28 protein-coding genes are annotated in these 23425 nt (G+C 43.4%); 4 read left to right on the top strand and 24 right to left on the bottom strand.

Annotated features, from left to right (window positions below):
• Positions 1-50: 50 nt before the first annotated feature.
• From rpmD to DN068_RS21170, 21 genes are all read right to left on the bottom strand, one after another.
• Positions 51-233, bottom strand: a complete 183-nt coding sequence (gene rpmD, locus DN068_RS21270) for a 50S ribosomal protein L30 (RefSeq protein WP_111000972.1) — start codon at positions 231-233, stop codon at positions 51-53.
• Positions 234-396: 163 nt separating this feature from the next.
• Positions 397-915, bottom strand: a complete 519-nt coding sequence (gene rpsE / locus DN068_RS21265) for a 30S ribosomal protein S5 (RefSeq protein WP_111000971.1) — start codon at positions 913-915, stop codon at positions 397-399.
• Between the two features lie 36 nt (positions 916-951).
• Positions 952-1311, bottom strand: coding sequence for a 50S ribosomal protein L18 (gene rplR / locus DN068_RS21260; protein WP_111000970.1), 360 nt, complete (start codon positions 1309-1311; stop codon positions 952-954).
• 123 nt (positions 1312-1434) lie between these two features.
• Positions 1435-1989, bottom strand: a complete 555-nt coding sequence (gene rplF, locus DN068_RS21255) for a 50S ribosomal protein L6 (RefSeq protein ID WP_111000969.1) — start codon at positions 1987-1989, stop codon at positions 1435-1437.
• A 96-nt stretch (positions 1990-2085) separates the two neighbouring features.
• Positions 2086-2484 carry a 30S ribosomal protein S8 gene (gene rpsH, locus DN068_RS21250; RefSeq protein ID WP_111000968.1) on the bottom strand — a complete coding sequence of 133 codons (399 nt, stop codon included), beginning with the start codon at positions 2482-2484 and terminating at the stop codon, positions 2086-2088.
• Positions 2485-2586: 102 nt separating this feature from the next.
• Positions 2587-2856: a 30S ribosomal protein S14 gene (rpsN, locus tag DN068_RS21245; RefSeq protein ID WP_111000967.1), complete on the bottom strand. Its 270-nt coding sequence runs from the start codon at positions 2854-2856 to the stop codon at positions 2587-2589.
• A gap of 47 nt (positions 2857-2903) precedes the next feature.
• Positions 2904-3479, bottom strand: a complete 576-nt coding sequence (gene rplE / locus DN068_RS21240) for a 50S ribosomal protein L5 (protein ID WP_111000966.1) — start codon at positions 3477-3479, stop codon at positions 2904-2906.
• Entirely contained in the window at positions 3479-3817 is a 339-nt protein-coding gene (gene rplX, locus DN068_RS21235) for a 50S ribosomal protein L24 (protein WP_111000965.1), read from the bottom strand. Before rplX ends, rplE begins: the two co-directional genes overlap by 1 nt.
• A gap of 73 nt (positions 3818-3890) precedes the next feature.
• Complete coding sequence (gene rplN, locus DN068_RS21230; protein WP_111000964.1) at positions 3891-4259, bottom strand: 50S ribosomal protein L14; 369 nt, start codon at positions 4257-4259, stop codon at positions 3891-3893.
• A 12-nt stretch (positions 4260-4271) separates the two neighbouring features.
• Positions 4272-4538 carry a 30S ribosomal protein S17 gene (gene rpsQ / locus DN068_RS21225; RefSeq protein ID WP_111000963.1) on the bottom strand — a complete coding sequence of 89 codons (267 nt, stop codon included), beginning with the start codon at positions 4536-4538 and terminating at the stop codon, positions 4272-4274.
• A 13-nt stretch (positions 4539-4551) separates the two neighbouring features.
• Entirely contained in the window at positions 4552-4764 is a 213-nt protein-coding gene (gene rpmC / locus DN068_RS21220) for a 50S ribosomal protein L29 (protein ID WP_111000962.1), read from the bottom strand.
• A gap of 65 nt (positions 4765-4829) precedes the next feature.
• A complete protein-coding gene (rplP, locus tag DN068_RS21215; protein WP_111000961.1) occupies positions 4830-5252 on the bottom strand; it encodes a 50S ribosomal protein L16 in 423 nt (140 codons plus the stop codon).
• 39 nt (positions 5253-5291) lie between these two features.
• A complete protein-coding gene (gene rpsC, locus DN068_RS21210; protein WP_111000960.1) occupies positions 5292-6107 on the bottom strand; it encodes a 30S ribosomal protein S3 in 816 nt (271 codons plus the stop codon).
• A gap of 29 nt (positions 6108-6136) precedes the next feature.
• A complete protein-coding gene (rplV, locus tag DN068_RS21205) occupies positions 6137-6493 on the bottom strand; it encodes a 50S ribosomal protein L22 (RefSeq protein ID WP_111000959.1) in 357 nt (118 codons plus the stop codon).
• Positions 6494-6565: 72 nt separating this feature from the next.
• Complete coding sequence (gene rpsS / locus DN068_RS21200; RefSeq protein WP_111000958.1) at positions 6566-6832, bottom strand: 30S ribosomal protein S19; 267 nt, start codon at positions 6830-6832, stop codon at positions 6566-6568.
• 94 nt (positions 6833-6926) lie between these two features.
• Positions 6927-7757, bottom strand: a complete 831-nt coding sequence (gene rplB / locus DN068_RS21195) for a 50S ribosomal protein L2 (RefSeq protein ID WP_111000957.1) — start codon at positions 7755-7757, stop codon at positions 6927-6929.
• Positions 7758-7843: 86 nt separating this feature from the next.
• Positions 7844-8140 (bottom strand): 50S ribosomal protein L23, encoded by a 297-nt coding sequence (gene rplW, locus DN068_RS21190; RefSeq protein ID WP_111000956.1) that lies wholly within the window; start codon positions 8138-8140, stop codon positions 7844-7846.
• 40 nt (positions 8141-8180) lie between these two features.
• Entirely contained in the window at positions 8181-8819 is a 639-nt protein-coding gene (gene rplD / locus DN068_RS21185) for a 50S ribosomal protein L4 (RefSeq protein ID WP_111000955.1), read from the bottom strand.
• Positions 8820-8827: 8 nt separating this feature from the next.
• A complete protein-coding gene (gene rplC / locus DN068_RS21180) occupies positions 8828-9445 on the bottom strand; it encodes a 50S ribosomal protein L3 (RefSeq protein WP_111000954.1) in 618 nt (205 codons plus the stop codon).
• A 92-nt stretch (positions 9446-9537) separates the two neighbouring features.
• Positions 9538-9843, bottom strand: a complete 306-nt coding sequence (rpsJ, locus tag DN068_RS21175) for a 30S ribosomal protein S10 (RefSeq protein ID WP_111000953.1) — start codon at positions 9841-9843, stop codon at positions 9538-9540.
• A 310-nt stretch (positions 9844-10153) separates the two neighbouring features.
• Positions 10154-11428: a replication-associated recombination protein A gene (locus tag DN068_RS21170; RefSeq protein ID WP_111000952.1), complete on the bottom strand. Its 1275-nt coding sequence runs from the start codon at positions 11426-11428 to the stop codon at positions 10154-10156.
• Positions 11429-11635: 207 nt separating this feature from the next.
• Between DN068_RS21170 and DN068_RS21165 the strand changes: the two genes are divergently transcribed.
• Together DN068_RS21165 and DN068_RS21160 are read left to right on the top strand one after the other, a co-directional pair.
• Complete coding sequence (locus tag DN068_RS21165; protein WP_111000951.1) at positions 11636-12184, top strand: hypothetical protein; 549 nt, start codon at positions 11636-11638, stop codon at positions 12182-12184.
• Between the two features lie 169 nt (positions 12185-12353).
• Positions 12354-12899, top strand: a complete 546-nt coding sequence (locus DN068_RS21160) for a hypothetical protein (protein ID WP_111000950.1) — start codon at positions 12354-12356, stop codon at positions 12897-12899.
• A gap of 177 nt (positions 12900-13076) precedes the next feature.
• Here DN068_RS21160 and DN068_RS21155 read toward each other — a convergent pair whose 3' ends face one another.
• Both DN068_RS21155 and DN068_RS21150 read right to left on the bottom strand, forming a co-directional pair.
• The gene (locus tag DN068_RS21155) at positions 13077-13547 is read right to left on the bottom strand and encodes a hypothetical protein (RefSeq protein WP_123985443.1); all 471 of its coding nucleotides are present in this window, start codon (positions 13545-13547) and stop codon (positions 13077-13079) included.
• 263 nt (positions 13548-13810) lie between these two features.
• The gene (locus tag DN068_RS21150) at positions 13811-17326 is read right to left on the bottom strand and encodes a DUF4175 family protein (protein WP_111000948.1); all 3516 of its coding nucleotides are present in this window, start codon (positions 17324-17326) and stop codon (positions 13811-13813) included.
• A gap of 362 nt (positions 17327-17688) precedes the next feature.
• On the opposite strand from DN068_RS21150, the gene DN068_RS21145 reads away from it, so the two are divergent.
• Entirely contained in the window at positions 17689-19818 is a 2130-nt protein-coding gene (locus DN068_RS21145; protein ID WP_111000980.1) for an endonuclease MutS2, read from the top strand.
• A 63-nt stretch (positions 19819-19881) separates the two neighbouring features.
• Here the strand turns inward: DN068_RS21145 and DN068_RS21140 are convergent, their stop codons facing one another.
• Positions 19882-20766 (bottom strand): DUF3667 domain-containing protein, encoded by an 885-nt coding sequence (locus DN068_RS21140; protein ID WP_165836480.1) that lies wholly within the window; start codon positions 20764-20766, stop codon positions 19882-19884.
• Positions 20767-20927: 161 nt separating this feature from the next.
• Here DN068_RS21140 and DN068_RS21135 point away from each other — a divergent pair, with 161 nt between their 5' ends.
• Entirely contained in the window at positions 20928-23360 is a 2433-nt protein-coding gene (locus DN068_RS21135) for a T9SS type B sorting domain-containing protein (protein ID WP_111000946.1), read from the top strand.
• The last annotated feature ends 65 nt before the right edge of the window (positions 23361-23425 follow it).

Raw genomic sequence — 23425 nt, 5'->3', positions numbered from 1 at the left:
TTTTTAAACTTGCGCGGAATTTGTAACCGCTCGCAAATCAGATTAAAAAACTATTTTACCTCTTCTACCTTTACGAGATGATGCACAGCTTGCACCATACCCAGAATCTGTGGAGTAGCTTCTACTTCTACAGTAGCAAACAACTTACGCAGACCCAGTGCACGTAAAGTACGTTTCTGACGTTCCGGACGATCGATTCCGCTTTTCGTCTGTGTGATTTTAATTTTAGCCATGACGCTATATAAATTCAATAGTTAAATTTATTATTTACGGACATCGTCAATTAAGAAAACCTAATGACAAGAGCTTGTCCGGGTAGCTTCTGAATATTTAACTTCCAATCCTCGTAAGGGAGGCAGTGTAAAATTAGCCACTAGCCTTCGTTTACGGGGTTAATTAGCCGTTAAACACTTTTTTCAGATTGATGTTGCGTTGTTTTGCAACCTGGATTGGTTCACGCAGCAGGCTCAGTGCTTTGAAAGTTGCTTTAACCACGTTGTGTGGGTTAGCAGAACCCTGAGACTTAGAGAGAACGTCAGTAACACCTGCAGCTTCGAGAACTGCGCGCATGCTACCACCAGCGATTACACCAGTACCATGAGCGGCTGGTTTAATCAAAACTTTTGCAGCACCTTCTTTAGCCAGCTGATCGTGAGGAATAGTACCGTTCATTACAGGTACCTTGATCAGGTTTTTCTTAGCGTCGTCGATACCTTTGGTAATAGCTTCCTGAACTTCTTTCGCTTTACCCAGTCCATGACCTACAACACCGTTTCCGTTACCTACAACTACCAGAGCAGAAAAGCTGAATGCACGACCACCTTTTGTGGTTTTTACCACACGGTTGATAGCCACTACCTTTTCATGCAGTTCCAGATCACCGGATTTTACGCGATTTAATTGTGTCTTCGCCATTATTTATTAGAAAGAAAAAAGTTAAACAATGTTTGATTAGAAATTTAATCCACCTTCACGTGCACCATCAGCAATTGATTTCACACGGCCGTGATACAGATAACCACCACGATCAAATACACAAGTTTCAATGCCGAGATTTTTTGCAGCTGCAGCGATTGCTTTACCTACCAATACAGATTTCTCTGATTTGGCAACTTTCTGAGCGGCGATGTCTTTTTGACGGGAACTTGCTGCTGCCAGAGTAACGCCGGAAGCGTCGTCGATCAGCTGAACATAAATATCCTTGTTGCTGCGGAACACAGACAGACGAGGTTTCTGAGCAGTACCTTGCACGTTAGTGCGTATGCGCCAACGCAATTTCTGGCGGCGGATTACTTTCGGATCTGTTGACATTTTTATTCGTTTTTACGGGCTCATTACGCAACTAGCATAATGGCTACCGGAGTTTGTTTTGAAAATATATTATTATAAAGAATTGTCACCCTTTTGCGATGCTCAGGGTGACAATCAATATGATTATTTACCGGCTGCTTTACCAGCTTTGCGGCGTACGATTTCACCGCTGTAGCGAACACCTTTACCTTTGTATGGTTCTGGTTTACGCAGGCCACGGATTTTAGCTGCTACCTGACCCAGCAATTGCTTGTCGATAGATTCCAGCGTAATCGTAGGGTTTTTACCTTTCTCAGCGGTTGCAGAAGCTTTGATTTCTTTCGGCAGATCGAAGATGATGTTGTGAGAGAAACCAAGTGCCATATCGATTTGCTGACCAGTTACGGCAGCACGATAACCTACACCGACTAATTCCAGAGTTTTTGAGAAACCTTCAGTTACACCAACTACCATGTTAGCGATCAAAGCGCGGTACAGACCGTGCATTGCGCGGTGACGGATCTGATCTGTAGGACGGATGATGTTGATCTGACCATCTACCAATTCAACTTTGATATCGCGGTCGATTGTAGATTTCAGTTCACCTTTAGGACCTTTCAGGATCACTTCGTTGGCAGGAGTTACAGTCAATGTAACACCGTTTGGAACGATAATTGGTTTCTTACCTATACGAGACATTGTCTTGTGGTTTTATTATTTTATAATAGTAGAGGCAAACCGATCAGCCTGGTAAGGCCAGCTTAATGTATTTGCCTCCGGATAATTTCTAAGCTATTAATAGATGTAGCAAAGTACTTCGCCACCTACATTCTGAACGCGTGCTTCTTTATCAGTCATTACGCCTTTAGAAGTAGATACGATTGCGATACCCAGACCGTTTTGTACACGGCTGATTTCGTTAGGCTTTGCATACTGACGAAGACCCGGACGGCTAACTCTTTCGAGGGAGCGGATCGCTGGTTCTTTCGAAGAAGCGTCATATTTCAACGCGATCTTGATAAGGCCTTGTTTGTTATCGTCTTCAAATTTGTATTTCAGGATGTAACCTTTTTCATAAAGGATCTCCGTCATACGTTTTTTAACATTTGAAGCTGGGATTTCCACGATACGGTGACGTGCCATCTGCGCGTTACGGATACGTGTAAGGAAATCTGCAATTGGATCTGTTACCATTTTTTAGATAAATGTTTTGTAAATAAATTTTGTAACGGGTTTCAGGACACGTCAAAGCAAGATTATCCCCTGCTTTTTGCATCCTGACCTTGTAACGTTTAATTACCAGCTTGCTTTACGAACACCTGGTATTTTGCCATCCAGCGCCATATCGCGGAAGATCACACGGCAGATGCCGAAGTGACGCATATAGCCTTTAGGACGACCTGTCAGCTGACAGCGGTTCTTCAAACGAACAGGAGAAGAGTTCTTTGGAAGTTTATCCAAAGCAGCATAATCACCTGCAGCTTTCAGAGCAGCGCGCTTTTCAGCGAACTTGGCTACCATGCGTTCGCGTTTGCGTTGGCGGGCTTTTACTGATTCTTTTGCCATTTTTTGGTTTTTATTTTTGACTTGGCTTGCGCTTCAGTCAGCAAATATTAAGCGTTTTCTTTCTTAATGTTTTTGAAAGGCATACCCAGCTCTTTCAGCAGTTCGTAAGCTTCTTCGTTAGTACGTGCAGTTGTTACGAAAGTGATATCCATACCACTGATACGATTTACTTTATCGATATCGATCTCAGGGAAGATAATTTGTTCTGTAACGCCCATTGTGTAGTTACCACGACCATCGAAAGACTTATCGTTGATACCTTTAAAGTCACGTACACGTGGCAATGTAATTGCGATCATACGATCGAGGAATTCATACATTGTAACGCTACGCAGCGTAACGCGGCAGCCGATTGGCATTGCTTTACGAAGCTTAAAGTTGGAGATATCTTTCTTAGACAATGTAGGAACGGCTTTCTGACCAGAAATCATAGTCATTTCGTTTACCGCATCGTCGATGAGTTTTTTATCAGCAACAGAGCCTTTAACACCCTGGTTCAGGCAGATCTTCACCAGGCGCGGACATTGCATGATAGTTTTGTAACCGAACTTCTTCATCAAAGCCGGTACCACTTCGTCCTTGTACTTAGTTTGCAGACGAGGGATGTAAGTTGTTGTTGCCATTATTTAACCTCCTCTCCTGATTTTTTAGAAATACGGGTAAAGCCACCTTCTTTACGTTCGCGTTTTACGCGTACCGGAGCTTTAGCTTTAGCATCCCACAACATAATGTTGGAGATATGGATTGGCGCTTCCTCTTTAACGATACCGCCTTGAGGATTCTGAGCGCTAGGCTTCAGGTGTTTAGTCACCATATTTACACCTTCGATCAGCACACGGCTTTTCTGAGGGTAAACGGCCAACACCTTACGTGGATTGCTGCGATCTTTGTCGTCACCAGCAATTACAACCACGTTGTCGCCTTTCTTAATATTGAACTTAGGTTGAAATCTCTGTTTCACAGTTGCTATGAATTAAATTTCGTTGCAAAAAACAACCCGTTATCGTAAACGGGATGCAAAAGTACAACTTTTTTTACAATACTTCAGGTGCGAGGGAAACAATTTTCATATACCCCTTATCACGCAGTTCGCGAGCTACTGGGCCGAAAATACGGGTACCGCGCGGTTCATCAGAGTTGTTGAGCAGTACAACAGCATTATCATCGAAGCTGATGTATGAACCATCTTTACGACGCAATTTGCTCTTAGTACGAACGATAACTGCTTTAGAAATGGTACCTTTTTTCATACCACCGCCTGGAATAGCGTCTTTAACAGTTACCACGATCTTATCTCCGATACCGGCATAATCTTGTCCCGAATTGCCCAACACACGGATACAAAGAACTTCCTTTGCTCCACTGTTGTCGGCTACATTGAGCCGGGATTCTTGTTGTATCATCTTTAAATGAGATTACTTAGCTTTTTCAATAATTTCTACCAAGCGCCAGCGTTTTGTCTTGCTCAGCGGGCGTGTTTCCATAATACGAACTACGTCGCCAATACCAGCAGTATTGCTTTCGTCGTGCGCGTGGAATTTGGTCGTTTTTTTAACGAATTTACCGTATATCGGGTGTTTCACTTTACGTTCAACAGCTACTGTGATGGTTTTAGTCATCTTGTTGCTGCTTACGATCCCGATACGGGTTTTTCTACGTTTTCTTTCAGTCGTTGTTGACATCTGTAAAAATTTATTAGAAACCTAATGCTCTCTTACGCTGTTCCGTTTTGATGCGTGCGATTTCACGACGCAGTGCGCGGATTGCGAGAGGATTCTCAATAGGATTAACTGCATGGCTGAAGTGTAATTTCTTCAGTTGCACTTCCTGTTCAGCGATCTTTTCGTTGAGCGTCTGATCATCGAGTGAACGATAATCTTCCACTTTCGCTTTTGTTGCTTTTGCCATAGTCTATAAAATATTTTCTATTGAAGATTGGATATCTCAGACATCCAATTTGCAATTTTCAGTTATTATGCACCAGCGTAATCGTGACGCACAACGAATTTAGTTTTGATTGGAAGTTTCTGTGCTGCCAGTTCAAGCGCTTCGCGAGCTACTTGCATAGGTACACCATCCAGTTCAAACATAATGCGGCCCGGTTTCACTACAGCAGCCCAGAATTCCAGGTTACCTTTACCTTTACCCATACGCACTTCAAGTGGCTTACGAGTGATTGGTTTGTCAGGGAAAATGCGGATCCACACATTACCTTCACGCTTCATGTGGCGTGTCATAGCCTGGCGAGCTGCCTCGATCTGACGGTTGGTGATCCATTTAGGTTCCAGCGCTTTCAGACCAAAAGAACCGAAGGCAATCGTAGCACCACGCTGTGCGTTACCTTTAATCCGACCTTTATGGGCTTTACGATGTTTTACTTTTTTAGGCTGTAACATTGTTACACGTTTTATTAGCTATTCTAAGAATATTATTGATTAACGACGGCCACCGCGTCCACCGCCTTGACCTTGGTTTGCACCACCACGGCGACGGTCACCTCCACGGTCTCCGCCACGACGATCACCTCTTTCACGATCACCGCCCTGACGACCTTCACCACCACGGTTTTCGTTACCACGACGGTCAGAGTTAGCAGAGAAGTTCGGATTCAGATCACGTTGGCCCAGTACTTCACCTTTACAGATCCATACTTTGATACCGATTTTACCATAAACTGTCAGAGCGAAGACAGAAGCGTAATCGATATCCATACGGTATGTATGCAAAGGAGTGCGTCCTTGTTTGAATTCTTCAGAACGTGCGATTTCAGCACCAGCCAGACGGCCACCTACTTTAATCTTGATACCCTCAGCACCCATGCGCATCGCTGTAGAGATAGCCATTTTTACTGCGCGCTTGTAGCTAACGCGGCTTTCAATCTGGCGAGCGATTGTTTCTCCTACGATATTCGCATCCAATTCCGGACGACGGATCTCCATGATGTTGATCTGTACATCGTCTTTGCTGGTGAGTTTTTTCAGTTCTTCTTTAATACGATCAACTTCAGCACCGCCTTTACCTATGATAATACCAGGTTTTGAAGTGTGGATTGTAATGATGAGTTTACCCAGTGTACGCTCAATAACGATACGGCTAATGCCACCTTTATTGATACGTGCATTCAAGTAAGTGCGAATTTTGTGGTCTTCTACCAGTTTCTGACCAAAATCCTTTTTCTCACCATACCACATTGAGTCCCATCCGCGGATGATGCCCAACCTGTTACCTATAGGATTCGTTTTTTGACCCATTCTTTATGTTATTAAAGTTGAAGTTTAAATTATGCGTTAATTGCGTTACGGCTATCAACAATAATGGTTACGTGATTGCTACGCTTGCGGACGCGATAGGCACGGCCCTGTGGGGCTGGTCTCATGCGCTTCAGGCTACGGCCACCATCAACGAAGATGGTTTTTACGTAGAGATTTGCACTTGCCACGTCTTCACCTTCATTCTTCATTTTCCAGTTGGCAATCGCACTCAGCAAGAGTTTTTCCAGAGGCACCGAAGGGTGCTTGGTGCTAAACTTCAATGTGTTCAGCGCTATTTCTACATCCATGCCACGTACCAGATCCGCTAAAAGGCGCATCTTGCGAGGTGATGTAGGATTGTTTCGTAAGCGAGCTACAGCTTCCATCTTTTTATTTACGATTTATTTTGTGATTCATGACTGAGTTTTTCAACTCATCAGCTAATCAACTATTTTAACTTATTTACTACCGCTATGGCCTTTAAAGTTGCGTGTTGGAGCAAATTCACCAAGTTTGTGACCTACCATAAATTCAGTAGCATAAACAGGGATGAATTTATTTCCATTGTGCACGGCAAATGTATTACCAACGAAGTCTGGCGTAATAGTTGAACGACGGCTCCAGGTTTTGATTACACCTTTCTTTGCTTTACCATCGTTAATTGCCAGGACTTTACGTTCCAGTTTGGCATCTACATAAGGACCTTTTTTAATTGAACGAGCCATGTATATTTGTTATTTGTGATTGATGATTCCAGATTGATTGTGATCGCTTTACTTACTCAACCAATCAAGCAATCAACGTTCAGCTATTAACTAATTAGAGTTTTTTACCGTTGCTGCGTTGGATAATCAGCTTATCAGATCCTTTCTGCTTACGCGTTTTCAGACCTTTAGCGTATTTACCAGTGCGGCTGCGTGGGTGTCCACCAGAAGAACGGCCTTCACCACCACCCATTGGGTGATCTACTGGGTTCATCGCAACACCACGGTTACGAGGACGGATACCTTTCCAACGGTTGCGACCTGCTTTACCCATTGACTGGAGTGCGTGATCGCTGTTAGATACTGTACCAACTGTAGCCATACAAGTAATCAATACTTTACGCAGTTCGCCAGAAGGCATTTTCAATACTGCATATTTTTCTTCCTTGTTGCTCAGTTGAGCGTAAGTACCAGCAGAACGAGCGATAGCACCGCCACGACCTGGTTGCAATTCGATGTTGTGAACAACAGTACCGAGTGGCATGTTTTTCAGCACCAGCGCGTTACCAACTTCAGGAGCAACTGCGTCACCGCTTACTACTGTAGCGCCAACTTGCAGACCCTGAGGGGCAATGATATAACGTTTCTCACCATCAGCGTAGCTAAGCAGCGCGATGAATGCAGAACGGTTTGGATCGTATTCGATTGTTTTAACCGTTGCAGGGATGTTTTTCTTATCGCGTTTGAAATCGATGATACGGTACATCTTTTTGTTACCACCACCGATGTAGCGCATAGCGCGACGGCCCTGAGCGTTACGGCCACCAGTACCACTCAGTGGTTCCAACAGGCTTTTTTCTGGCTGTGATGTAGTAACTTCTGCGTAAGCGTTACCGATTCTCCAACGTGTACCGGCTGTAACCGGTTTATATTTACGTAATGCCATTTTCTTTGTTTTGTTAAGTTGTTCTGTTGCGAGTTGTTAAGTTATCTTTTCAACTCACAACATCACGTCTTTACAGTTTCTTATTCTTAGATTGAGAATAAATCTATTGACTCTCCTGTTGAAAGCGTTACTATCGCTTTCTTGTAAGAAGATTTCTGACCTTGAATAAAACCAGCTTTAGTGAAGCGGGATTTTAATTTACCAGGCACTACAGATGTATTCACATCGGTAACTTTTACGCCGTAGAAAGTTTCTACAGCACTTTTGATCTCCAGTTTGTTGGCGCGTTTGTCCACTACAAAGGTGTAGCGGCCAGAACGTTCAATCTGGTTGTTTACCTTTTCTGTGATCACCGGGCGTACCAAAACGTCAGCGAGTTTCATTGTTTAAAATATTTCGAGTTACGAAAATCTGATTTCTTAATTAAGCTTCTACTGCTACTACATCTTCAGTGAAGAATTTCGCTGCTGTTTCAGTGATTACAAGAACCTGTGCATTCACGAGATCATAAGTATTGATATCGCTCAGTACGACAGTTTTGTTGTCCTGAAGGTTACGACCGCTGAGGTATACATTGCTGTTGTACTCAGGAAGGATAACCAATGTTTTTCTTGAATCTCCTTTAACTGCGTTCAGGATGCCCTGGAATTCTTTAGTTTTTGGAGTATCCAAATTCAGGTCTTCAACCACTACAATTTTACCTTCACTTGCTTTATAAGAAAGAGCAGACATTTTTGCCAGATCTTTCACTTTGCGGTTCAGTTTGAAACCGTAAGCGTGAGGAAGAGGACCATTTACCGTACCACCACCTTTGTACAAAGGGTTACGGATGTTGCCTTTACGGGAACCACCAGTACCTTTCTGACGGTGCAGCTTCTTAGAAGAACCATGCACTTCAGCACGGGTTTTGGTTTTATGCGTACCCAGACGTTGTGCAGCGAGATACTGCTTAACAGACAGGTAGATGCAATGGTCGTTAGGCTCGATACCGAAAATATCTTCCGGCAGTTCTACTGTGCGGCCGGTTTTTACACCTTTGCTATTTAAAACGTCAACTTGCATGACTAAAATTAATTCTGGATTAAAACAATTGAACCATTGTGGCCCGGTACCGATCCGCTGATGAGGATGTAGTTTTTGTCCGGGAACACTTTTACAACGCGCAGCGCTTTAACCTTAACACGGTCACCGCCTGTACGACCAGCCATGCGCATACCTTTAAATACGCGGCTTGGATATGACGAACCACCGATAGAACCGGGAGCGCGCTGACGATCATGCTGGCCATGGGATGCTTCACCCACACCGCTAAAACCGTGACGCTTAACAACACCCTGGAAACCTTTACCTTTAGTTGTACCAATTACTGATACTTTCTCACCTTCTGTAAAGATTTCACAAGTGATGGCTTCGCCAACTTGCTTATCAATGGAACAATTACGAATTTCTTTTACGATAGATTTAGGCGTTGCATTTGCCTTAGCGAAGTGGTTGAGGAGCGCTTTAGGAGTATTTTTCTCCTTGGCCTCACCAAACGCGATCTGGAGGGAATTATAACCGTCGGTATCTACGGTTTTCTTCTGGATAACCACACAAGGGCCAGCTTCGATGATGGTACAAGCAGTCTGCTTACCATTCGGCTCAAAAACGCTGGTCATGCCGATTTTTTTACCAATAATACCTTTCATTATTATTATTTTTTAGCTAAGCGCCCGATTGCCTACTTGTGTGGTTCGGGATTAGCCGTTTTCAATCAAAATTTGTTAAAGAACGATAAAGCTTACGCTTTGATTTCTACTTCAACGCCGCTAGGCAAATCCAACTTTGACAATGCGTCAACTGTACGGGAAGAAGAGGTGTAGATGTCCAACAAACGCTTGTGCGTGCAAAGTTGGAACTGCTCGCGTGATTTTTTGTTCACGTGCGGTGAGCGCAACACTGTAAAGATCTTCTTCTCAGTAGGCAACGGAATTGGACCAGTTACGACTGCTCCAGTGTTGCGTACAGTTTTAACGATTTTCTCTGCTGATTTGTCTACGAGGTTATGATCGTAAGACTTCAGTTTGATTCTGATACGCTGTGACATACTTATAAATATCTTCTAACCCGTAATTTTGGGACTGCAAAGGTAAGGCATAAGATTTATTCCAACAAAATAATTTAAAGATTTTTTGAAATCTTTTATTTATCTGCTCCAGATGCCCAACCAGAAGGTCGTTTACGGGGCTGCAAAGATAGAGAATTTCATCAAAAGTCAAAAATCAAAATTTAAAAGTCAGAAAAAGCACAAAGCTGAACGCCGAAAGCCCAAAGCAGCCCATGTTTCACCTGCATAAAGCTCAAAGTCTGAAGCCCCTGTTTTACAGCTTTCAGCCTTAAGCTTTGGGCTTTCAGCGCTAATACCCGTATTTCTCTTTCCAGCAATGACGCAAATAATCGCGCAAACGAGCCTCTGACGCATTATTGCCTGGATCGTAGAGTTTGGTGCCGGAAATAGCGTCTGGTAAGAATTCCTGATCTACAAAATTGCCCGGAAAATCATGGGCATACTGATATCCTTTACCATAATCGAGCTTCTTCATAAGTCCGGTCGGTGCATTGCGGATATGCAGCGGCACCGGCAAATCACCGGTTTGGCTGACTATTGCCTGCGCTGTATTAATCGCCATATAAGCGGCATTGCTTTTTTGCGAAGAAGCCAGATACGTGGCACATTGAGACAGAATAATCCGGCTTTCCGGCCAACCAATCATTTCTACTGCCTGAAACGTAGTAGTAGCCAGCAAAAGCGCATTGGGATTGGCATTACCGATATCTTCACTTGCCAAAATAAGCATGCGGCGGGCAATAAATTTAGGATCTTCCCCACCCTCTATCATACGTGCGAGATAATACACAGCTGCATTAGGATCGCTGCCGCGAATGGATTTGATAAACGCTGAAATGATGTCGTAGTGCTGTTCTCCGGATTTATCATACAATGCCATTTTCTGCTGCACGATATTTTGTACAGATTCATTGGTGATTTCCATCTGCGAATCCGGCATCGCAGAAACCACGAGCTCCAGTAAATTCAGCAAACGGCGTGCATCGCCCCCACTCAGTTGCAACAAAGCTTCCCACTCGCCTACCGTTTTATTTTGTTCGCGCAGCCATTTGTCTTTTTCCATTGCCTGATGCACTAAATCCTTTAGATTCTCTTCAGACAAAGGACGTAAAACATAGACCTGGCTTCGGCTTAAGAGCGCGCTGATTACTTCAAATGAAGGATTTTCTGTAGTGGCACCTATCAGTGTGATAATTCCTTTTTCTACGGCGCCGAGCAGACTGTCCTGCTGCGCTTTATTAAAACGGTGTATTTCATCGATAAATAGCAACGCGTGACCTGCTTTCCGCGCTTGTTCTATGACTGCCCGCACATCCTTCACTCCGCTATCGATGGCACTGAGTGTAAAAATGGGCATATCGAGCGAATGGGCGATAATCTGCGCCAGCGTCGTCTTCCCTACTCCCGGTGGTCCCCAAAAGATAATGGAACTGGCTTTCCGGCTTTGGATCATTTGCTCCAACACTTTTCCCGGCGCTACTAAATGTTCCTGCCCTATAAAATCGGCAAGCGTTTTTGGGCGTACTCTTTCAGCTAATGGTATCTGTGGTGCTACACTGTTCATCTGATTATAACTTTTTTCTTGACGCCTGCATAAAATTTATTCATTACCCTCTATTTCGGTTATTTCTGACTATAACCCCGTTGGATTTTTCACTGCAACCATCAGCTATAGCTGCAAAATCCGTCTTGTTTCGCTCAAAAATAAGACCACAATAAATGGCAGCAATAATTTTTAAACAGGCTCTCACTTTTCACTTAACTTAGCGACATGCAACGCAAATTACTGATCACCGGCTTCGTTTGCTGTTCTCTGCTGGCTTTTGCACAAAAACAAAAAGGCACCAAACAGCAAACAGTTGAAAATACTACTGCAAAAAAGGATACCACTAAGGTAGATTATAAATCTGTAGGCGCCCCCCTGCCTGCTATGCGCGTAGTAACGCAAAAAGGAAAAACTTATACTAATAAGGATCTGAAAAATGATGCCACGCTGTTCGTAATGCTTTTCAACCCGACATGTGAACACTGCGAAGAACAAACAGAAATATTCAAAGAAAACATCGCGATGTTCAAAAATACGAAGCTGGTGTTGATGGCGGGTTCTATGATGATGCCTTATCTCGATTTCTTCGAAAATGCACACAAAGTTTCTGAATATCCCAAGATCATTGTCGGCATAGACAGCTCTGGATTTATCGACAAGACTTTCCTCTACAATAACCTGCCGCAGATCAATATCTACAATAAGGATCGTAAGCTGGAACGCATTTTTACGGGTAATGTGCCAATGGATTCGCTGGCGAAGTATATTCAATAAGCCTCCTCTGGCCACTCCGAAGAAGGAGGACTTCCAACGTGAGTGTTTGTTCTAAGATTATTTAAAACAGAACGCGTAGAAATAGCGCAAGACTTAGAATAATGGCTTCACGCGAATAAACAAGTTAAAACAGCTTACTACCTGATACTTATTACTTGATACTTTAAGTATGCAACGCAAATTACTTATCGCCGGTTTGGTTTGTTGTTCGCTGCTGGCTTTTGCCCAAAAACAAAAAGACAGTAAACAACAGGCTACTAACGTTAAAGCGAAACCAGACACTGCAACGACGGACTATAAACTTTTGGGGGCGCCTATGCCCTCAATAAAGCTTGTGACACAAAAAGGAAAAGTGATTACAGACAAGGAACTACAAAATGATGCACATCTTTTTGTAATGATGTTTAATCCGTTTTGTGAGCATTGCGAAGACCAGACGGAGCTGTTTAAAAAGAATATGGCGCTGTTTAAAAAAACGAAACTTGTAATGATGGCAGGCCCGATGATGGTGCCCAACCTGGAATATTTCGAAAACATGCACAAAGTCTCTGAATTCCCCGACATTATTATGGGCGTGGACAGCTCAGGATTTATCGATAAAACTTTTTTGTACCGAAATCTTCCGCAGATTAATATTTACGATAAAGACCGCAGGCTGGAGCGGGTGTTTGCGGGTGATGTGCCGATGGATTCGCTGTCGAGATATATTGAGTAGCCTCCTCTAGCTCCTCCAAAGGAGGAGGACTCCCATGAGTATTTGTTTATAGTAGCAATGGAGATGAACGGAGCGTCGCAACAATGTTTCACCGGAGTGAAAACCGCCGATGGCAAAAGATTTTAGAGACCTCCCTTATAAAAAATATCCCCCAGCGTTATGCCGGGGGATATTTTTTTATGCTACACTTTGGTTTTTAATATAGTCTCTGATTTTTCTGACGTAATCAAAATAACCGGATTCCATTCTCATCCAGAAGATGAGGAAGATGACCACGCTTACACCAAGCAATGCATAAGTGAAAGACATGTATTCTTCTTTTCCGACAACGAGTGAAACGATAGCTGCTGTAAGCATAAACGCACAGAACAATACAACGAGCATTGGTCCACCTGAGTCTATTTTACGCATTTTGGAACTGATAACGACCTGTGTTTTTTGTCCTTTTCCGACAAAATCAACGTGAGTAATTGGTAATGTTTTAATAGTTTCTACGGCCTCTGCGTGTGGAATAATTTTAAGCTGACGATCCTTCTCCAACACCTCGAAATCAAGATTGTGAACTTTGACATGTTTACCGAGCAGACGGTCCTTGATATCTTCCATTGACGCTGTGGACTGATATCTGTAAGTTCTTGAGAATAGCATACGGCTAAGTTTTTAAGTTAAAGAGCTATTTGATATGAAAGTTAAGTATAATTTTTTTTCAATTCAAGTAGGCGAACTGTTTTATTAAAATGTACCTAACTATATATATAGACGAAACTAAACACCAAAACGTTTGAATAAATTAATGTAAATGAGTTTTTTAACATTTGATTAACCGCCATTCAAACAGATAAAAACACCTGAAAATTGGATGGATAGCCAAGGGCTTTTGCACATTTGTGCATAAATAACGTCTCTAAATTCTATTTATTGCCGATCATCTGATAGTACTGCTCTACCATGTTTTTGTAATAAGGCTTCAATTGTGGTGGAACGGTTTTATAGAGCTCCAGCAATTTCTGGCGATCCTGCATATATTTCTGCAATTCAGGCGGCACCGGACGGCTTATTTCCTTGGCGGTATTGGAAGAACGCTTATCGTCTTGTTCCTGCTCGCGCAATGATTTTTCGGCCTCCAGCAAACGGGTCATAATTTCTTTCTGACGCATCTGGAATTCGCTACCGAGGCGGCGATTTACGAGGTCTGCTTCATTTTTGTCCATTTTATCCTGGATTTCGCGGAGTTCCTTTGCGTTGCCAAGGCCTTTACTGTTGAGCAGGCTATTCAATTCATTTAACTGCCGGCGGAGTTCTGCCTGTTGTTCAGCCATACGAGCCAATTGTTCTGAATTGCCATATTCATTACTGGCGCTATTGCCCTGGCTACCAAGTCCACCTTCTCCGCCCTGTTGGTTACCCTTCTGTCCCTGACCTTGTTGTTGCCCTTGCTGACCAGGCTGTTGTCCTTGTTGCTGACCGCCCGGTTGTTTGCCTTGTTGTGCACCCTGCATTTGCTGCATGGCATTTCCCAATTGCTGCTGTTTGGTAATAATATCGCTCAATTGCTTGCCTGCACCCGGTTTCGGATTCATGCCGCCAGGATTATTGCAACTACCTTTGCCCGGATTGTTTTGTGCCTGTGCCTGCATCTGCATCAGGTTAGCCAGCATTTCATTCAGCATCAGCGCAAGGTTGTTGGCACGTGTCATCACATATTGCTGGCGTGTCAATGCCTCGCCTACTCTACGGTTTTCCAGTGCATCGAGCGAATACTTCATGTTCTTTTCCAGCTCAGTGGTTTCTTTATTGACTGTAGCGGAAAGTTTTGACAAACGCTTGCTAAGCGAGAACAAACTATCACGGATCATGTAAGAGTTACTGTGCAAACGGTTTTGCTCAGTCTGATTTGCCAGGTACTCCTGACTAGTAACGCTTGTTTGCTGTACGTTTTTCATCAGTTTCTCCTGATCAAAAGAAAGACGCATCAGATTTGTCAGTATCTGGCGCACCGCGCGAATATCCATTTCTATCTGCTGCATATTCATACCACCGGCCTGCTGACGCATCATATCGGCCATTTGTTGCAGGTTTTGCGCTGCTTTACTCTGAGATTGCGATGATTTACTGTTCTGGTTTTGCTGCAATGACTGATCGCTCTGCTGCATGTTTTGCTGCGCCTGTTGCCCTTGTTGTTGCGACTGTTGCATGTCCTGTGGCGTCTGCATTTTTTTGTTCAGATCGTTAAGGTCTTTCATATCGCCCTGCATCGCTTTATCCAGATCTTTTTTCAGATCTTGCTGGTCTTTGCTAAGCGCATCATTTCCTTTCTTATTCTTATCGGTCTGATCTTTTAATTCCAGCTGTTTTTTAGCGAGATCATCCATTTTACTGACGAGATCTTCGAGGCGCATCTGCATTTCCAATTGCTTCATCAGCTCCTGCATTCGCTGCAGATCCATGTTAAAGAGTTTATTATCCTGCTCCAGCTGTTGCATGGTTTGCATAGGCTGTTCCTTATTCATTTTCTGTATCAGGTCCTGCAATTTCTTAATCTGCTCCTGCAATTCCTTATTGAGCAGGTTATCCATTTGCTTTTTCAGATCTTCCTGTTTGTCTTTAACATCCTGACTATATTGCTTCTGCTCACTTTGCTGCATTTGCTCTTCAAAACGCTTTTTTGCGTTTTCTACCTGACTTTGCAATTGCTGCTGTTTCTTCAATAGCTCCTGCAAAGACTGCTGTTGCTCCCAATCCGATTTATCGCTGTTGAGCATTTTGCTTTGCATGTCTTTATATTGGTCCTGGAGCTTTTCTGTTTGCTGCGCGCTGTTGCTCAAGCCTGAGTTGATCTGCTGTGCATTGGCGTTAATTGCAGAATCCAGCTGCTTATTGTTGAACATCTGGAACGTCATTACTTCGCTGCGCGAAGCTTTAGCTCCATGTACACCATCATTATCCCAGGCTTCAATATAATAGCTCAATTTTTGTCCGGATTGCAATTGCAGCATGTCCACGTCAAAATAATGCTGAAACGTCGTGAGCGCACCAGGCGTAATTTTCAGCGGAATACTTTTTTGCGTGAGCGCCTGACCTTTTTCATTGCTAATACTGAAATTGAACACCACTTTTGAAACACCGTAGTCATCGCCTGCAGTGCCTGTCAGCAGAATTTGTTTACCAGAAACGGTATCTCTGTGTTCCTGCAACTGAATAACAGGAAACTGGTCGGGGATTATTTGTACATGGTATTGGAAACTATCGGCCGCAATGCTTTGCTTGTTTTTAAGCAAAAGCGTGTATGATGTATCGTTCATAAAACGGAACGAATAGCCGAACATGCCGCCATTGGCCGGTAAATTAATCGGTGAACCGTTAGCGAAACGGATATGTGCATCATCAGTATGCTCTGCAATAAAACCCCATCGTACGGTAGTTCCTACAGGAAGTGTCATATCACCGAGACTATTACGGATTTCATCTTTCTTACCAATGTATTCAGGATAATCGATCTGAACTTTAAATGCTTTCAGTAAAGGCTTTTGGGCAACTTTGATGGTGTAAGATTGCGAATAAAATCCGGCAGCAAATAAGCGAAAGCTCACCGCATCGGTCATATTCTTGAAGGTGTATTGAAATTTTGAAGCTCCGATCGATTGCATCGGCACGTGTTCACCATTCAGATCAACGGCCATTTCTGCAGGCAATGCATTTCCTTCAGCGCTGACCTGTAATGTAAAATCACTGTTGCGTGAAGCTTGCAGCGGATTGCTGAGTATTACGAAACGGAATGGCGCTGGTTTTTCGAATGTTTTTGTAGGCTGTAATAAACGTTCGGAAGCGTCTTTGAACACATTAGGCGCCGCAATCAGAATAAAAACCCCGATCAACAACAAAGGCAATAAATATGGAAGTAATTTTTTGTTTTTGGTAAAGTCGACGGCCTGCGCAAATGGTACTACCGAAATCTGACTTGCCTTCTGGTCGATACTCGCTGCGATGAGTTCCTGGCTTGCGTTGGTTTCTGAATGCTGTTTCAGTTGAAGGATATTGAGCAATTTATCACTGACTTCAGGAAAATGCCGACCGATAATGACAGCGGCGGTTTCGTGAGAAATTACTTTTCCCAGTTTCGACATACGCAACAGCGGGATAATTACCCAAGCTATCAAAGCGAAAGATCCAACACCAACAAACAAAGTGACGATGGTAACTTTCAACCAAACCGGCAAATAGAAATAATACTCACTAAGGGAAGCGGTGAGGATATAAAGCAGCAAGCATATCAGTAAGAGCAGCGATCCACGAATGAGCTGATTTGCATAATACTTTCTGATAAATGCATCTAAACTGGATATGAGCCGGTCGTAATTATTCATAGGATTATCCTGGGGCATAAAGCCTTCCTGCAATATAACGCCTTCGGCAGTAGAAAGTATCAAGTACGAAGTAGAAAGCTGTTAAAACTTACTTGTGAGCAGTCACTGGTCAGTTATGAGTACTAGCTAGCATTAATGTTTTCCGATGCAATCGGTGGGATTTTGTAGACATGAGTTCCTCACACATTGTTCAGGACTTCGGAACACTCCCGCCAGAGGTAATTCACCACTCACAATGCAAAGACGCTCAGCACGAAGTTTTTTTCGAAAAGCACGTACACTCACAACTGACCACTCACGACTCACAATCCTTTCAGGTTTCACAGAATTGACCATTGACCATTGACCAATTGACTTTTGACTTTAAAATTCCCCCTAACTTCGCATTCCTGTACTGAAAACGACAGGAAAGAGATAAGACGATGATGCAATTGTACCCGGCGCATGCCGCCGAAGCCTTGGAATTTAATAAAGTTGCCCAGCTACTGAAACAAAAGTGCCGGACAGACGCCGCCCTTGAACGTGTGGACCAGATCCGCTTTCATACCCGTATTGAATACGTGGAGAAAGCGTTGCAACAAACGAATGAATTTAAATCAACACTGGGTGGCAGTGACCATTTCCCCAATGATTTTACGCGCAACGTGCAGCGGGAGCTGAAACTGCTTTCTGTATATAATGCAGTGCTGAGCGGTGAACAGTTGATTGCCTTTCAGCAGTTAGCCATTAATATTCGTGATATTTTACTTTGGTTTAAACGCCATAATGAACTGTTTCCTAACCTGCGTGCGCTGACCGAAAAGATCAGCTACGAAAAACAGATTCCGGAAATTGTATCGAGCGTGGTGGATGAATTGGGTAATGTGCGTGATAATGCTTCGAAAGAACTGATGCAAATACGTGGCGAATTGGCTAAAACCCGTCAGGAACTGCGCCGTGTGTTTGATGGCATTTTACGTAAACTAGCCAAACAAGGTTACCTCGCCGATATTTCAGAAGGGTTCCTGAATGGGAGAAGAACGGTAGCGATTTTTGCAGAACATAAACGTATTGTAAAAGGTATCCTGCACGGAGAAAGTGAATCACAGAAAACGGTATTCATTGAACCAGAAGAAACGATTGAGCTGAACAACGATATCTTTTCGCTGGAACGTGCCGAATCAAGAGAAATTCATAAAATCCTCGCAGAAACTACGGCAAAGCTCTCCGCTTTTCACCCACAGTTGGATAGCTACTATCATTTGTGTGGCATTTTTGATTTTATTCGTGCCAAAGCATTGCTGGCTGTAGATATGGATGCTTCCATGCCACGCATCAGTCCGCACCCGGGCGCACAGCTGATCAAAGCTTTTCACCCGCTGTTATTGCTGCATAATAAACAGAACGGAAAACCTATCGTTCCGCTAAATATTGTACTCGACAAACAAAATCGTGTATTAATTATCAGTGGTCCGAATGCGGGTGGTAAAACGGTGTCGATGAAAACAGTAGGCTTGCTGCAACTCATGACACAGGCGGGCTTGCTGATTCCGGTAGATGATAATTCGGAGATCGGGATTTTCAAACAACTGATGATTCATATCGGTGACACACAATCGATCGAGCACGAATTGAGTACCTACAGCGCGCATTTGCGCGACATGAAGTACTTCATGGATTTCGCGAATGGTAAAACGCTGTTCTTTATCGATGAACTCGGCTCCGGTTCCGATCCCAATCTGGGTGGCGCTTTCGCAGAGGCCATTGTAGAAGAACTCGCGCAAAAACATTCATTCGGTATCATTACCACACACTATCTGAATCTTAAGGTAATGGCCGGAAAAGTGCAGGGCATTTTCAACGGCGCCATGACTTTCGATGAAGAAAAACTGGAACCACTGTACCGGTTGAATATCGGTAAACCAGGTAGCTCCTACACGTTTGCCATTGCACAACGCAGCGGACTTTCGCCAAAAATCATTGACCGTGCGCGTCAAATTACCGACCGCGGACATTTCAAGCTGGATAAAATGTTGCTGCAAACCGAGCAACAATCGGTTCGCTTAGGTGGTAAGGAAAAAGAGCTGGATTCGCTGATCAATAAAAACGAAAAACTGAGTAAAGAGTATGAAACACTGATCGATAAAGAGCGCCTGAAGCAACACTACGCTACGCTGAAACTGCAAAATCAGATCAAGAAGGAAGAACTGGATTATCTGCGCGATATGGAACGCAAATTTAAACAGATCATTCACGACTGGAAAAAAGCGGAAAACAAACAAGATGTGATTCAGGCGGCGGAAAGTGTATTATTTAAGAAAAAAGCAATTGCTGCAAATGCCATAGCAGCGAAGAAAGCCGATAAGAATTATGATGTGCTGGGCGGGCTGCCCAAAGTCGGTGATCTGGTTCGTAACAAGGTCAATCACCAGGTGGGTACTGTGGATGAAATTCGCGATAAACGCGCCATTGTGAAAATCGGACAAATGCCTTTCAACGTAAATATTGATGAGTGGGTAGTGGTAAGAAGAAAGGAGCAGCCGAAAACGAAGAAAGGAAAGAAGAAAGCTGATTAATAAAGCTAAGAGCGCAATGGATACCATTGCGCTCTTTTTTATAGTGAACTACCGTAAGCTCATTTATGTTTCCGCAAAATAATAGGTACTGGCCACGAAAACTGCTATTAATACAATCAGATAAACGATAGAAATCGATAGTGCTGACAATATCGATTTAAGCCAACTGGCCTTATAGACATTCCTTATTGCGAAGACAAAATAAACAGTGACCCCCATTACGGATAACCACCCGATAATGGAAGATAACCAGGGCACCAAATTGGCGAACGGATCGAGCCAGGCGAGCAGCATTGCAGAAAACCAAAAAGAATGGTAGTGCAGCGAGAATACTGCATGATCTACGAAATAAAGGTCTTTACGCCTGAAAAATAAAAAATTCAGCAGCACGGCCATTAACGGAATCATGAAGAAAAAGAATTTCGGCACCATATGATTCATTTTCTCCGTGAGCTCACGATTCTTTTCACTATCAATATTATTAAGCCGGATACTCGCATTTAAAAGTGAGTTTTTCACCTGTGTTTTATAGTGTGGACTTTGAGCGCTATCCCGCTTCATCAAAGCTTCATTACGCGCTATCCGTGCTGAATCTGCCCTCAATTGTTGCAGATCTTCCGTACTAGGACCACTATTGTGTGAAAAACTAATAATTGTAAAAAAGAACACAAAGCTGATGAATATATACAGCGAAATAGGGGGAATGAAACGGTTACGCTGCTTTTTTGCGTAGGCTATTGTCAGAGCACCCGGATGAAACCAAAGCAGCTTCATCGTTTTCCAGAACTTGGAATCGTAGTGAAAGTAATGGCCGATAAAATGAGCGATTAATCCCAAAAAAGTCTCTTTGTGTAAATGTGTCTCCTGTCCGCATTCCGCACAATAATTATAACTGGCGTGGTAACCACAGTTGGGGCAAATGATCGTTTCATGCGGATTATGCGACATATGTTTGGGGGTATGGTGATCTACGGAAATATAAATAAGAATTATAAAAAAACATAACCCAACTAAATTAATCTCAGGATTATATGACATTTTCATTGCAGGCAAATACTACATTTCCTATAAGTTTGTCTTGAAACACATCCTGAAAAACCTATAAGCGGATGATAAGACCCCAAACAATTCTATTGCTATTTGTGCTACTGTTTGCCCAAATAGCTAATGCGCAATTGCCTGCCAATTTCAACCTGGTGGCCAATGGCGGATTTTTCTTGTCGCGCGATTTCCTGTTTACGGATACTGTTTTTGATAACAGCGCCTGCTGGGTTAAAGCCAGCAAGAGCTCTCCGTCATCGATCGGAGAACTTCCTTATTCTTACTGGCGCCCTTCCGATAGTAGTTTTCACATTACAGTAGACACTACGAAAGATGGCATCATACTCAACACGGCCGCCGAGTGCACTTACGTCAAATCTGTCCATAAATTCATTGATACCCCCACCGCGCCCCGGCTTCGTCAATATGCTGAAAATAAATTGCTGGAGCCTTTACAAGCTGGTGTCAATTACAAATTCACCATGCATGTATTAGCGCTGCGGATCGATTCGGCCACTGCCCCTGCCTTTTATTTATTGTCGGGAGCGCACGATGCACCTAATAAAATTAAAAATCTGGGTGTGTACTTCAGCAAAACAAAAGTTGCAGAATACGGCACCATCGGCAAGCTGAATTTCACGCCACAACTGAATTTCGTAAGCTGGTCGGCCTTGCCAATTGACACCATGGAGTATGTAGCGCTTTCAGGATGGTTTACTGCAACTGGCGGCGAGCAGTACATTACGATTGGCAATTTCGATTATTGGAAAGACATGGTTTTTCAGGTAGAAGAATTTCGCAATCCTTATTTCTCCGACACCATCAGGTTTTATTCCGTTACTAACTTCGTAACAGATGTTTCCCTAGTGCGGGATACCACACAACCCATGATTTCCTTAGCTGCTTTTGATCTGGGACCTGATACTACATTGTGTCCGGGCAATACATTAACACTCGGCGGCCAGTCTTATTTCTTCCATTATCTCTGGAATACAGGCGATACTACGAGAACCATTCAGGTTACGACGCCCGGCAAATACTGGTGTAGCGCTTCATTCGATTGCGGTACCACAGTTGATACCATTGAAGTTCGCCTACCAACACCCATTGCTGCGTTTCAAATGCCAGACACAACCGTTTGTGCAAATGTTTCTTTGACTATAAATGCGCCGCCAGGTTTTGATCACTATTTATGGAGCAACGGATCAAATTCCCCGCAGATCAATATTGCAGCACCCGGTACTTATTGGGTAAAAGTAGGTAACGCATGCAGTCAATCAGCAACAGACACATTTAGCGTCAGTAATTTTCCTTCCACCATTCATCCATTTTCGTTGCCCGATACTTTTATTTGTGGCAACAATATTCTGATACAATCGCCAATTGCCGCGCCGCATTATTTGTGGAACACAGGCGCGACTACGGCTTCAATTAATGTTTCTTCGGCGGGAAATTATTGGTTGAAAATTTATGATGACTGCGGCCAATCATTTACCGATAGTTTTATTGTAACCACACCGGTTAGCACAATTTCATTAGGCGATGACACTACCCTTTGTAGCCCGCAACCTGCGCTGGTTTTATCTGTACCGAATAATCTGCAAAATATTTTGTGGAGCAATGGCGCAAATTCAAATACAATTACGGTAAATCAACCTGGTATTTATTTTATCTCTGCGCTATCGCAATGTGGTTGGTTGCACGATACAATTGAGGTAAAATTTTGTCCGCCAGTGATTGATACGCTTCGTTTAAACAATGATACAATCTGCGCTGGTTCCTGCATTCAGCCAATGGCCACAACGAGCAATTATCCCGTCCAGTATCTGTGGACTTTCGCTGGCGGAAATCCGGCAACAGTAAATACAGCAACGCCACCGGCAATTTGCTACGCGACGCCGGGCGTCTATCTTGTTATACTAACCATAAGCAGCGCCGGCGGAACGGCAACGGCACAAACGTCTGTAACTGTTCTTGAAAAACCAATGCCACGATTTGAAGACACAGCTATTACCATTTCGTACAAAAAAGAACTGACCCTCTACCCTTGTGCTGATGCGGCTGTGGTGGACTGGTATAAAAATGATTCATTGGTTTGCAGCAACTGCAGCAGTATTCTGGTAACAGCACTCAACTGGCGTGAAGACTACCATTGCATAGTCAGCAACGGATCTTGCTCCGATAGCTGTCATTATTTATTTACCGTCATCGACATCCCACATGATGTATGGATGCCGAGTGCTTTTTCTCCAAACGGCGATGGCCGCAATGATATATTCCGGATTATCACCGACAATCCAAATGTGAAAGTGCAGCAACTGAATGTCTACAACCGGTATGGTCAAAGGGTGTTTGTCAGCAACTTAAATAACGGCGGCTGGGACGGAACTTATAGCGGTGTAGCACAGCCGGTCGGCGTTTATTTCTGGGATCTGCAGTACATGGTTTTAGGAACTTCGGAGACTTTTTATCAAAAAGGAGACATTACACTCGTGCGGTAACTTCTAAAAATCACCCCGGTTTTAAAATTTGTAAATAACTGGTATTCAAACTGAGACCTTTCTCA

The organism is Taibaiella soli (genome assembly GCF_003236175.1).
Taxonomy (GTDB): domain Bacteria; phylum Bacteroidota; class Bacteroidia; order Chitinophagales; family Chitinophagaceae; genus QKTW01.
The sequence above is the reverse complement of the archived record's forward strand: the minus strand, read 5'-3'. Positions and strand labels throughout refer to the sequence as shown.